This window comes from Paenibacillus sp. Soil766 (assembly GCF_001428105.1).
GTDB lineage: Bacteria > Bacillota > Bacilli > Paenibacillales > NBRC-103111 > Paenibacillus_E.
The window spans coordinates 95736-108151 of sequence record NZ_LMSJ01000006.1; the positions used below are offsets into that span (position 1 = coordinate 95736).

Below are 12416 nucleotides of genomic sequence, written 5' to 3' on the forward strand. Positions count from 1 at the left end.
TGCGCCCTTATCCCTTGACCGCACCCATCGTAATGCCTTGTGTAAAGGCTTTTTGGAACACCAGAAAGATCGTAATCATAGGAACAGACGCGAGTGCCGCTCCTGCCATCATGATTCCGTAGTTGGTCGTAAATTCGCCTTGCATCGTCGCTACCCCAAGCGGCAGCGTCATCATCGAGGTAGACCTCGTCATAATCAGCTGGCTGAAATAGTCATTCCAAGAGGCAATGAATGTAAAGATCGCTAGCGCTCCTAGCGCTGGTTTAAGTAATGGCAAGATAATCGTGGAGAATAGTCGGATTTCGGAGCAGCCATCGATCTTCGCCGCTTCAATTAACTCTCCAGGTACCGTTTGAGCGAATTGTTTCATCAAGAATACGCCAAATGGCCATCCAATCGCTGGTAAAATAAGTCCATGATACGTATTGACCCACCCAAAGTCGGCCAACATCGTGAAGAGCGGGACAAGAATCACTTGTTTCGGTAAAGCCATCGCAGCGATGAACATCGTAAAAATGATTTTCCGCCCTGGGAACAGCTTCTTCGCCAGGACATAGCCAGCAGAAGCGGAAACCAGACAGACAGCGAACATTTCAACCACAGCAATAATAAAGCTGTTTAATGTCCAACGCCATACCGGATTCTTAAACAAATCCACCCAATTCTGTAAGGTAGGCTTGAGCGGGAACCATTCTGGCGGAATTTGTGTGGCCACCGTTTGGAATTTAAAGGCACCCGTCACAATCCAATAAAACGGAAATATAAAAAATAACGTAGAAAGAATCAATAATAGTGTAGAAAAACCGTTAAATACCCTTTGCCCAGCGTTTACTTTCATGATGTCCCCTCCTAGTACTCAACATCGCTGCCAAAGAATTTAAATTGAATCAACGAGATAACCCCGATAATAATCGCAAGGAATACACCCATAGCCGAGGCGCTGCCGAAATGACCAAGTACGAAGGCTTGCTCGTACACGCCATACATGACGGTCGAGGTACTATAAACTGGCCCGCCAGAAGTAAGCAATTGAATTAAGGCAAAACACTGAAATGTATTGATCGTCGTGATGACGATAATGTAGAGATTGGTCGGCATGAGCATGGGCCATATAATTTTCAAAAAGATTTGCCACGGGGTCGCTCGGTCGATTTCAGCCGCTTCAATATACGAAGTTGGGATGTTGCCTAGTGAGGCGACGTAAAGAATGATCGGCTGACCTACTGACGTTGTGATCAAAACCGCGATAATCGCAAGCAAAGCTGTCCGTTGGTCGCCCAACCACGAAATCGGCTCAAGTCCAATTAATCCCCCTAAATAGTTGAGAATGCCATAATTCGGATGATAGATCCATCCCCATACAACCGTAATACTAACCACAGATGAAACGGCTGGCAGATAAAATACACCTCGAAAGAATGAGCGAGCAAACTCTTTTTTCTTATAAATGGAGATGGCTACGAATAAAGAGAACACAATTACAATTGGAACCGTAATAACGACTAACAACAGTGTATTTCTCATCGATTTCAGGAACGTTTCGTTCTGAATCAAATCGACATAATTATCGAATCCTATAAAGTTAAACGTTCGCAAGGAGTAGTCGAAAAAGCTAATATAGATCCCTTTCACCATGGGATAGGCAACAAAAAGCAGAAAGAATCCGAGTGCAGGCAATAAAAAGACATAGCTCATAAGCCAATCTCGACGTATGTAACCTTTGGTTTTACGAACCGTTACCTCCATGTTTCTTCCCTCCCTTTCTTTTTTGAGATGAGAAAAACTTTTATCGAAGTATTTCTTAGATGAGCGACCGCGTTTTAAAGGTGGTTTTTATCGCCAATAAGAATTTGTTCTTCCGTGTACCGGAAACTTATAAATTCTTATGTGGTAAAAAGAGTAGAGTACAATCGCACTCTACTCCCAGTGGACATTCCTCGTGCTTATTTGGCAGCTGCTTGATCTTTTTTCGCTTTCGCAATGGCTTCGTTCGCTTTGGTCGCAAAGCTATCCAACGCTTCCTTACCTGTTGCTGCGCCCGTTAAGACTCGTTGCAATTCTGGGAACCAGAATGTACGAATTTCCGCGTAACCATCGGCAATTGTCGGGGCATCCGTGATGAATTGACGAGCTGTTTCTGCGTATTTATATTCGGCATCACTATAGAGTCCTGTAATTGACGTACGTGCAGATAATCCGCCTGTTTGAATCAAGTTCTTCTTTGCATATTCAGGATCGTTCGCAATGAAATCGACTAACTTCTTAGCAGCCGTAATCTTGTCCGCATTTCCGTTATTAAACACGGCCATACCGCCCAAATACGGCTCAAGCTTAGGCTTAGATCCATCTAATGTTGGGAATGGCAGCAGAATATCTTCGAATTGCACCTTCTTGAGCGGAACATTCTGCGCTTTAAGAACAGCTGAATAATTAAGTGTAAAGGCTAATTTACCTTGCAAGAATAAATCGTTGACATCAGCTGCTGCCAAAGAGGCAGAACCCGGCACACTGATTTTATCCTTCGTCGCTTTAGCTACCCAATCCAACGCTTTCGCAGCATTGTCCGTATTAATAGCTACTTTGGAGTTATCTTCACTCAAGAATCTTGATACTCCTAGGTTGGCAATATAGGCGCGAGTCCCTTGATCACCTGCTGTACTTTTCGCGAAGAAGCCTGTTGGAATAATCTCAGGTGCTTTCTCTTTCACGGCTTGCAGCGCTTTCTCATATTCAGCTACTGTCCATGTCCGATCAGGGCGACTTAGTGGCAGCAAATCAAGCGCTCCAATTTTCTCAAATACTGTCTTATTGACGGCCATCATGAATGGCGCCGTATTGATCGGATACATATAAATCTGATCGCCAACCATGGATTGCTTCCATAGCGCTGGCGTGATATCTTTCTTCACTTCTTCGGTGACAATATCATTGAGCGGAGCGAGTAACTTCTTCTTCCCCCAGTCAATAATACGCCCCGGAGCATCGTAGATCACATCTGGTGCTGAGTTCGAAGCGATGGCTACGTTCAGTTTTTGCGGACCACCCTCAAAGGTAATCATCTCTAAGTTAACTTTAATTTCTGGGTGCTTCTTGTTAAAAGCTGCAATAATCTGCTTCTCGTATTTCCCAACTTCCCCATCGAGCGGTTGAAAGTTCGGGAAGTTCCACCAAGTAATTTCGACTGGCTTGGCAGCCACTGGACTCGGTGTTACGGTTTTGCTATCAGCAGTACTCGTGGCTGTGTTCGCTGGTGTATTCGTAGATGAATTCGTACATGCAACTAACTGCGACCCGACAAGAGCAACGCCAATCAATGTCATTAGTCCTTTTTTCATAGCCCTCATTTGAGCACCCCCGTTATTGTTTGTGGAATAAACATAGGCTTCGTTTCATTCCGTGCCCTAAGCATACGTGATATTGAAATCGAGGAGAATCCCTGTATCTTTACATTCATAGTCGTATTCTGACTTGTTCGTTTTCCAGCAAATGAGAGCCTCATTTCTAATAATTTTAGTGTTATACTTGAGTTGTCATACAGTTTCAAGTCCTAACAAGCTGGGGGAACTTCATGTATAAACTACTAATTGTCGAGGATGAACCTCTGATCAGAACTGGCTTGCAGCACTATTTTGACTGGACAGAGCTTGGTGTTACAACGATTGTTGAAGCTGCCAATGGCAAAGAAGGCTGGCTCACAGCTCTACATGAGCAACCTGATCTGATCATCACCGATATTCGCATGCCCGAGATGGACGGACTGCAGATGATTGAACACATTCGAGCGACCCTCCCGGATACCCTCTTTATTATATTGACGGGTTTCAATGATTTTGAATATGCCCAAAAGGCGATCCGTCTTGGCGGCGTGCATGCCTTTCTGTTAAAACCGTTGGAATATGAAGAAAGCTTTTCAACCCTTCAAAGCTGTATGAGCACACTTAAACAAAGGCGAAATGAACAGGCACAGCGTACGGCATTGGAACTACAAGCCAGCGAAAACAAAAGCTATACAAGCAACCAGTTAGTCAAATTTTTACTGGAAAATGACCATGCAGCTTGGGAGGAAGGCATACGCCAACAATGCAGCGACTTCGGACATTTGACGATGGGCTGTCAACCTTTTGTCCTAACATGGTTACCTGCGAACCCCTCTCAGACTTATGAACGAAGAGAGTTTTACCAGCATGCTGAACGCATCATTCGGAACTCTTTAGAAACCATATATCGTTCCCGTATTCCCACACAACTATTCTTATATATAGATAAAACCAAATGCTATGCCGTAGCATTATTACATGATCAGGCAGACTCTCACGATGCCGATCACTTCTCGCTTCCAGCTAATGATTCTAGCTTTTTTATGGCCATTGGTAAATGGACGACGGATAGCACGCAATTGACACAATTACTTCGTCAAACGGATCAAGCGCTATATCAACGCTACTATCAGGACAAGCGACAGATCTTCTTTCCGATCGCAGCAAGTGAAGCACCGACTCGTGCCAAAGATTCACGTTTACTTCTTGAAGAAGCTGATAAGAATCGAATCATTGCCGGACTTGAAAGCGGTAATCCTATCGAAATCGAGCAGCTGATGAGCCGACTCGCGTATGAATTGCGCACCCATTTACCCCACACTTCCATGGATCGTGGATTCGCCTTTATGCAAGAAATCATCTCCACCACAGTTCGCTTCGCCCACCGGAATGGCATTCCTGTCGAAGGCGTTTACAGTGAGAAACTGCTAAAGTTAACGTGTGTCGATGATTTCCCGACGCTTGATGCTCTTTTCAGTTGGCTAGCAGCGTGGATGGTGCAAGTCAGCGACGTGTATCGCGATGAGTTCCCTTCAACGAATCATCAGGATGTGCTTATTTTTGAGCATATTGAAGCTTATATTAAAGAGCATATCGACCAAGATATTACGTTACAAATGGTGGCCGATCGTTTCTTCTATAATCCATCGTATTTAAGTCGTATTTTCAAAAAAAAGCTAGATAAGAATTACATGCGGTTTGTGACCGAAATTCGCATCCATTATGCGCAAGAATGTTTGAAGAAACCTGAGTACCTGGTGACAGATGTCTGCACAATGTGCGGGTATAAAAGCTACAAGCATTTCGTCAAAACCTTCCGCAGCATTACGAATATGACGCCAACCGACTATCGGAAGAAATGGGGATGGTAGACCTTTGAACGCATGGCGGCGGCTCTCACAGCATTACCGGATGAAGCATGTTAACCATCAAATATTCGTGCTTATGATTCTGATTATCACTGTTCCCTTATTGATTATATCAGTCATTATCTATTTCTTTTCCATTCAAGCCGTTAAAAATGAGTACCAGAGCTCCTCGAACCTGATTCTCACGAATCTGTCCTTCAATATTGACCAGTATTTGCAAAGTATCGAGAAAGGAACGCTCAACGCTCAAATGGATGGGCAACTGCAGAATGCCTTGGAGCACTGGGTTGCTGATGGTGACGAGAACAGTAATGATCAACGAATTCAATATGGAAACACCATTGAGCACTTTGTCAGTTCGATCGAAATGACGATTAAAAATGTAGACAGTGTGCAAATTTATGCAGGTTCTCGTGTCTTTTACTCGACAAATTTCAATCGCTCGGATTACGATGTGAAGGACTTCACGAAGGAAGACTGGTACCTACAGACACAGCAAAGTAAAGGTGGAATCGTCCTGTTCGGGACGCACCTCCCCTTCCATCGTGTGAATGCCAAGGATCCCGTCATTTCCATCGCGAGGGTCATTAACAAGGTAGGCAGTAAGCAGCCACTCGGGGTTATGCTCATTGATATTCGGTTGGATTCTTTACGAGAAATATTGAAATTGTCGGAAACGAGTAAACGTAACTTCACCATTATAGATAGTCAGGGTGCTAGTATTTATAATTCCGAAAGTACGTCTGCAAGTTCAAATGTACCGATCAACTTAGAGAGTCAGAAACTTCAGACCGTATTGCATGCTGAAAATGGGAGCTTTTATGCGTATTTTGCCGGGGTCAATTCGTTCATTAACTTTGTAACCTCACCCTATTCGGGCTGGAAGGTCATTCAATCCATCGATGAGAAAGAAATGACGAAGCAGGCCGAGATTTTGATCAAAATCATACTAGCACTAGCCTTCTTATCCCTAGGAACTGCGGTCTTATTCATGTTCATTCTATCCGCACGTGTGACGAAGCCTATCATATTACTGAGCCGCAAGGTGAAAATGGTTGGCTTAGGTAATTTCGATGTCGATCTTAGCTCGAATCGGCAGGATGAGTTTGGCGTGCTGTATCAAGGTATCCGCAAAATGCTGGAAGATCTGCAGATTTATGTTGAACGTTCTTCTATGGCCAAAGCTCAGCAAAAGGTCGCACAATACGGCGCTTTGAAAAGTCAAATCAATCCGCATTTTCTCGCCAATGTGCTGGAAACGATTCAAATGAAGGCAATCATCAGCGGACAGCGCGATGTTGCTGAAATGGTCGGCATCTTAGGCCGCCTGTTCCGTATTCACATCCAAACGGGGAAAGAAACGGTTACTCTGCAGGAAGAATTGATCCACATTCGCCTGTATGTGAAAATCCAACAGCTGCGCTTCGGGGATAAAATTCAGTACCGTGAAGAACTCTCGGTGAATAGTGAGGCTTTACAGGTTCTGCATTTTTCGTTACAGCCGCTGATCGAGAATGCCTTCGTGCATGGACTGGAACGGAGCAGTCAAGATGGGCTGTTGGAAGTCTCTTCAGAGATATCGGGGGATGACTTACTGATCCAGATCAAGGATAATGGAGTTGGCATAGATGAAATCAAGCTTGGACAGCTGCGAAATCGACTTGCCCAGCCTTCAGATACACTTGATGAAACACATATTGGTATCAAAAATGTACATGATCGTATCATTTTCTACTTCGGTGATCCGTATGGGATTGAAATAGAAAGTCAACTAGGTGAAGGGACGATCGTGCGGATACGCATTCCAGCGCGGTAGAGCATTCCCTTTCAACAACTAGTTCAGGACGACAGGTAGACAGATAGGTGGAAGATCAAGACGAAAGACCAAGACAAAGACAGGAGGACCTTATGCTAGGACTCGCAATTTTAATTACTTTTAACTTCATTGGCATTTGGCTTCAAACGAGCTTTCACATCCCGCTTCCTGGCAATGTGATTGGACTTATTCTTTTTACCATCGCGCTATTCACCAAGCTCATTAAACTAGAATGGGTGGAAACGACGGCGAATTGGTTCACGGGCCATATGATGCTTTTTTTTCTACCATTTGTCGTCGGAACGATGGCATTCTTCCCTCTAATCGGGCGGAATTGGCTATCTATCGGGGTTGGCGTCATGGGGAGTTCTGTGGCTGTCCTTCTTGTAACTGGATTTATCACATCTAAATTGCAACCTAGTGAGGATAAAGGGCATCGGATGTACACTGGTGTAAATGGGCATAAGACACCCGAAGGTGGGATGAAATGACGACCTCCGCATGGCTTATGAACCCGATGTTTGGCATCGCACTTAGTGTTGTCGCCTATACGGCTGCTCAGTTTATTCATCAGCGGTGGCGTTGGTTGCACCCGCTCTTCGTATGTTCAGGCTTCATCATCTGTATCCTGCTTAGCTTTCACATCCCATATGCCGCCTACAAAGTAGGTGCGGATATGATTACCTTGTTGCTTGGGCCAGCAACTGTAGCTCTCGGCGTACCGTTGTACAAGCATGCGGGACTGATCAAGAAACATCTCACCAGCATCTTACTTGCGGTTACGATCGGATCCATATCCGGCATTGTCACCGCCGCTGCGCTGGTTGGACTGCTCGGCGGCAGCCGCGAGATTCTGCTCAGCATGCTGCCGAAATCCGTTAGCTCGCCGATCGCGCTTGAAATATCGCGCCATCTCGGAGGCTTGCCGGAGCTAACGGCAGTGCTGACGGTGCTCACTGGCCTGTTCGGGAGCATGATCGGCCGGAAGTTGCTGACTTGGCTCGGATGGCGCGATTCGCTATCCATCGGCATCGCAGTCGGCACAGCTGCGCACGGGATCGGCACCGCACGCCTCCTCAAGGATTCGGAGGAGGAAGGCAGTATGAGCGGTTTCGCCATGGGCGCTGCTGGGATTATAACGTCAATTCTGTTTATTCCGGTGTATTGGTGGTTTAGTTAGACGGATGCGTGTGGACGGAAGTGCGTGGAAAGAAGTGTGTAGAAAGAAGCCCCCTCTCGAAGCTATTGCTTCAGGTTGGGGGCTGTATTGGTTCTGGACGTGGTAGGTTGGTTGAGGTGCAGCTGCATACCTGTAAAACTTCTACTTCAACTATTGCATTTCAATTTCAATTTCTGCTTCTACTTCTACTTCTACTTCTACTTCTACTTCTACTTCTACTTCTACTTCTACTTCTACTTCTACTACCTCTCATCTACAGCTAAACCTTTCTCCACTACCAATGCAAACGGAGCGAACACCGTTGTGAATCGTCACCGGAACTTCCGTCGCATTCAAATCATACACTTACGGTGATCTCACCGAGTATGGCGTAAACGGATCCGGGATTCTAAGCATGAGATAGAATGATAGCTCACATTTAACTGAAAATGAGAAAAAGAAGCAGCTTCGATCTCAGATCCAAGCTGCTTCCTCTATGATTCAAACCCTATTTCTATTCCACATTATGATACACTTGTTGAACATCCTCTAAATCTTCCAGTGCATCAATCATTTTATCAAACTGTACTTGTGCGTCATCGGATAATGTTACGTTATTTTGAGCAATCATCGTCAATTCTGCAACTGCGAATTCCGTGATGCCAGCCTTTTTGAGCGCCTCTTGAACAGCGTGGAACTCCTCGGGCTCTGCATACACCATGATCATGTCTTCTTCTTCAAGAAGATCACGAACATTCACGTCCGCTTCCATCAGAATTTCCATGATCTCATCCATGCTTTTATCTTCAATACCGATCGCCGCAGTCGCATCGAACATATAAGCAACTGAACCCGTTACACCCATGTTACCGCCATTTTTACTAAATGCGGCACGAACGCTTGACGCGGTACGGTTCACATTATTCGTCAGCGTGTCCACAATGACCATAGAACCGTTAGGTCCGAAGCCTTCATATCGAAGCTCTTCGTAAATTTCATCAGAGCTGCCTTTGGCTTTATTGATCGCGCGATCGATGATTGCTTTCGGTACATTATACGTTTTGGCGCGTTCAAGAACGACTTTCAACGCACGGTTCGATTCCGGGTCTGGTTCACCTTTACGTGCTGCTACATAAATCTCTAGGCCGAACTTCGCGTACACGCGACTTGTACTTGCATCATTCGAAGCTTTCTTCTCTTTTATGTTATTCCACTTACGTCCCACAATGGATCCCACTTTCTATTATGATTTCATTCCCTATCATAACCTATTTTCATACGAAATTAAAATATTTCCGAATAACTTATCTCAGCTTGATGACAATCGGCTCATCTTGATTCCACAGATAGGTTTCCGTCTTATCCGGTGTTATACAAGTTACCCTAACATCATCGCTACATCGTGTAACGACTACATCGAAGCAAGAATCGAATGCACGGATGGATCGAAGCGCAATCGTCTCCCAAGCTTTAGGCAACTGTGGGCAACATGTAAAAGAGTCAAGACCCGTTGGGACGATGCCAAATAATCCCTCAATAAGGACTCGTGCGTAAAGCGCACTCTCCGCAGAGAGGTGCCGCCCATTGCCTTCGGGAAATGCCTCAACTGCATAGGGAACATGTTCGCCTAGCAATCTGTTCTGCGAATATTCAAGCAGATGTGTAATGCCCAGCTCCGTCTCACCCGCATAGAGTATACCTCGCAGTGCATACAAAGTAGAGCGATCCCAGTAGGTGGTTTCACCTGCCTGGGTGACGAGTCCGCCGTTTACCCACAATCGCGGTGATAATAATGCCGCAATCGTCTCCTCCTTGCGATCCATAATATTCATCGTCAGCGGTACACAAATCCAAGAACGAAGAATGTCGTTGCTTTCATAATAACGATAGGTCTCATATCCCTCAATGATTGAGCCAAAATGAGATTCAATCGCTTGACGCAGCTCAGCCGCCTCTTCCTCTAAGCGTGGAGCAAGATCCGTTATCCCGATTTCTCGCGCTAGGTGTGCGGATGAAAGAAGCGCTCCGTACGCAAGTGACGAAGTGAACAGATTAGCGTCACCACTGGGAAACCGGTTCTCGAGCTCATCTGAGTCCGATGCGATCACGCCAACTTGGGTTCGTTTCCGCCGGCAAAATTCCAAGCACCATTCGATAGCCGGCCACAACTGCTCGGCTATTTGCAAACTGCCGCTCGCCAGTGCAAACCGCGCCGCGCCATATGCGTACATCGCCGCATCCCCACGATCACCGGCTCCCTCCCAAATATCTATGCCCTCTGCGATGATTGAGGAGGGAATGGGCTGGAAGTCAGGACCCATGAATGGCATATAAAGTCGATAGGCATTCAAGGAGGCCTCCATTGCATCTTGTTCACCTAAAAAAGGAAAAAATGGCCCCGCATATTCCGCCTGATCGTTCGTCCAAACCGCCGCGTAGTAGGAACCACCTCCGGGACTGTGAAGCAAACCGCCCATTGTGCGGAAAACACTCTCCGCCGCGCGAATTTTGGCCAACTCGAACATGCGGTTTAGGTCGGGTTCAGGTGATTCCAGTCGTAAAGACGAACTCAGTTCCAACAAAAATGTGCATCTCTTCGCTTCCTCTTCCACGACATCCACCTTTTCTTTGGCCGCGTCGACCGTGGAGGCGCAAATCCACCCTTTATAGGACACAGTTGCTCCTGCTGCCAATATTACACAAGCCGGCCCGTCATGTCCCGCTTCCACGACATAAATGCCCTTCGTACCTCTGCGACACTTGGTATAGGAAATCTGATCGATCTCAAGTCGTATCGCCCCCTCCGTCATGTTCTGAATCTCAACTCGTTCTAAGGCGTAAGGGAAATCTCTCGCCGGAAATACGGTACGTCGTATCAAAACCCCTTGATCAGAAACAGACGCTATTCGAAGAATGCCATCGAACGAAATTCGGAAGCCTTTTTCTTGGACAGGTTGACCCTCTACCCGCATGCGCGGCACTAACTCTTGTCCAAACGTCTCCATTAAACTCGCATGCGTATCATTCGGTATCGTGCGAAAAGCTGGCCATACGACTTTACGTTTTAAAATGATACTTCCTTCCGCGTCTATGCCATAGCTCACGATCAACGATACGGCTTTCCCACTCATTTCAACATGGTCCTGGTGGGCAAGGTCTCCGAGATGAATGTCCCAGACAATTCCTGTTCCTTCGCCTAAGTGCCAACGCATTCTTTCGCCCCCTTCTCTGTTCTATATAACCTTACTTCGATAGGTTTGCTTCTATGACAACTGAGGGATTGGTTGTACGGACAACTAGAGCATCTTACAATTGATATCCATTAACTACCCCTTCCTTCGCCGGAACTCTGTTGGTGAAACACCATGAAATAGGGTGAATTGTTTGGTAAAATGATGGACTGATGAATAGCCAAAATCTTCTGCAATGGCTGTTATAGAACGGTTGCTTTCCCACAAGGCAGCTTCCACTTGCCTCATGTTGGCTTTGGTCCAGTACGCTTTGGGTGAGATTCCTGTTGCTTGCTTGAACAGCTCATGAAATTGGGTTTTGCGCAGCCCACTTTGACTCATCCATTCGGTATAATCTCTACTTATGTTCGCTTCCCTGTCCATTCGCTCAATAATCGGAATAATTCGGTAATCGATGATGTGCGGCGTCGAAGCAATTTGTACAAGTGCTAGAAGGAAGGCTTTGAGGAGATTGCTTACGATTAATTCGGAGTAGTGGTCACTTTCCCTCGACTGGGTGACAGCATGAATGAATAATCGACCAAGTGAAGCATCATGTTGAATCGGCGTCACAACAGATAGCTTATCCAGCTCTTGGCACGGGACAATAGGCGTTAGCAAGTCTCTATTAAAATCAGACTCATCCCAAACGAGATGTTGGCTGCTTCTCAATTGATAATTCCAGAGATCACAATACAAGTTGTAGGTGGCTAACGGATGATCGGGATTAGCGTAAAAGGAGTGACCTACTTCAGGTGGGAAATAAATGAAATCACCTTTCTTCACAGGATATGTTTTCCCCTTGGCGGAAACCGTTCCTTTGCCTCCGGCAACGAAATGAAAGGCATAGCAGTATCCGATTCTGCCCATCTCAGCTTGATTTCGTTCTACTGGAAATTGATAATAATGCCCTACTCTTACATAGGGATTAACAGCAGTTAAGGAAGTCATAGTAACCCTCGCAATCGTTAGTAAATTGACGATAAAAATGACCGGAAGAAATGATCAATTGACGAACATAGAAGC

Annotated in this window: 10 protein-coding genes; 4 read left to right on the forward strand and 6 right to left on the reverse strand. The window is 45.7% G+C overall.

Annotated features, from left to right (window positions below; all coding sequences use genetic code 11):
* Positions 1 to 7: 7 nt before the first annotated feature.
* The 3 genes from ASG89_RS05910 to ASG89_RS05920 form a co-directional block, all read right to left on the reverse strand.
* Positions 8 to 838 carry a carbohydrate ABC transporter permease gene (locus ASG89_RS05910; RefSeq protein WP_057309615.1) on the reverse strand — a complete coding sequence of 277 codons (831 nt, stop codon included), beginning with the start codon at positions 836 to 838 and terminating at the stop codon, positions 8 to 10.
* Positions 839 to 849: 11 nt separating this feature from the next.
* A complete protein-coding gene (locus tag ASG89_RS05915; protein WP_057309617.1) occupies positions 850 to 1746 on the reverse strand; it encodes a carbohydrate ABC transporter permease in 897 nt (298 codons plus the stop codon).
* A gap of 197 nt (positions 1747 to 1943) precedes the next feature.
* The gene (locus ASG89_RS05920; protein WP_057309619.1) at positions 1944 to 3344 is read right to left on the reverse strand and encodes an ABC transporter substrate-binding protein; all 1401 of its coding nucleotides are present in this window, start codon (positions 3342 to 3344) and stop codon (positions 1944 to 1946) included.
* A 224-nt stretch (positions 3345 to 3568) separates the two neighbouring features.
* On the opposite strand from ASG89_RS05920, the gene ASG89_RS05925 reads away from it, so the two are divergent.
* From ASG89_RS05925 to ASG89_RS05940, 4 genes are all read left to right on the forward strand, one after another.
* Positions 3569 to 5188, forward strand: coding sequence for a response regulator (locus tag ASG89_RS05925; RefSeq protein ID WP_057309621.1), 1620 nt, complete (start codon positions 3569 to 3571; stop codon positions 5186 to 5188).
* Positions 5189 to 5192: 4 nt separating this feature from the next.
* Positions 5193 to 7001, forward strand: a complete 1809-nt coding sequence (locus ASG89_RS05930; RefSeq protein WP_057309623.1) for a sensor histidine kinase — start codon at positions 5193 to 5195, stop codon at positions 6999 to 7001.
* A 92-nt stretch (positions 7002 to 7093) separates the two neighbouring features.
* The gene (locus ASG89_RS05935) at positions 7094 to 7492 is read left to right on the forward strand and encodes a CidA/LrgA family protein (RefSeq protein WP_057309624.1); all 399 of its coding nucleotides are present in this window, start codon (positions 7094 to 7096) and stop codon (positions 7490 to 7492) included.
* Positions 7489 to 8181 carry an LrgB family protein gene (locus ASG89_RS05940; protein WP_057309626.1) on the forward strand — a complete coding sequence of 231 codons (693 nt, stop codon included), beginning with the start codon at positions 7489 to 7491 and terminating at the stop codon, positions 8179 to 8181. Before ASG89_RS05935 ends, ASG89_RS05940 begins: the two co-directional genes overlap by 4 nt.
* A 493-nt stretch (positions 8182 to 8674) precedes the next feature.
* Here the strand turns inward: ASG89_RS05940 and ASG89_RS05945 are convergent, their stop codons facing one another.
* The 3 genes from ASG89_RS05945 to ASG89_RS05955 all read right to left on the reverse strand — a co-directional run bounded on the left by ASG89_RS05945 (position 8675) and on the right by ASG89_RS05955 (position 12341).
* Positions 8675 to 9385 (reverse strand): YebC/PmpR family DNA-binding transcriptional regulator, encoded by a 711-nt coding sequence (locus ASG89_RS05945; protein ID WP_057309628.1) that lies wholly within the window; start codon positions 9383 to 9385, stop codon positions 8675 to 8677.
* Between the two features lie 79 nt (positions 9386 to 9464).
* A complete protein-coding gene (locus ASG89_RS05950) occupies positions 9465 to 11372 on the reverse strand; it encodes a hypothetical protein (protein WP_057309630.1) in 1908 nt (635 codons plus the stop codon).
* Between the two features lie 114 nt (positions 11373 to 11486).
* The gene (locus tag ASG89_RS05955) at positions 11487 to 12341 is read right to left on the reverse strand and encodes an AraC family transcriptional regulator (protein ID WP_057309631.1); all 855 of its coding nucleotides are present in this window, start codon (positions 12339 to 12341) and stop codon (positions 11487 to 11489) included.
* Between the last annotated feature and the right edge of the window lie 75 nt (positions 12342 to 12416).

Bases quoted from the DNA above. Each gene is read 5' to 3' on its own strand.
- ASG89_RS05950 (WP_057309630.1), bottom strand. From the start codon at position 11,372: ATGCGTTGGCACTTAGGCGAAGGAACAGGAATTGTCTGGGACATTCAT.
- ASG89_RS05935 (WP_057309624.1), top strand. From the start codon at position 7,094: ATGCTAGGACTCGCAATTTTAATTACTTTTAACTTCATTGGCATTTGG.
- ASG89_RS05910 (WP_057309615.1), bottom strand. From the start codon at position 838: ATGAAAGTAAACGCTGGGCAAAGGGTATTTAACGGTTTTTCTACACTA.
- ASG89_RS05955 (WP_057309631.1), bottom strand. From the start codon at position 12,341: ATGACTTCCTTAACTGCTGTTAATCCCTATGTAAGAGTAGGGCATTAT.
- ASG89_RS05940 (WP_057309626.1), top strand. From the start codon at position 7,489: ATGACGACCTCCGCATGGCTTATGAACCCGATGTTTGGCATCGCACTT.
- ASG89_RS05925 (WP_057309621.1), top strand. From the start codon at position 3,569: ATGTATAAACTACTAATTGTCGAGGATGAACCTCTGATCAGAACTGGC.
- ASG89_RS05915 (WP_057309617.1), bottom strand. From the start codon at position 1,746: ATGGAGGTAACGGTTCGTAAAACCAAAGGTTACATACGTCGAGATTGG.
- ASG89_RS05920 (WP_057309619.1), bottom strand. From the start codon at position 3,344: ATGAGGGCTATGAAAAAAGGACTAATGACATTGATTGGCGTTGCTCTT.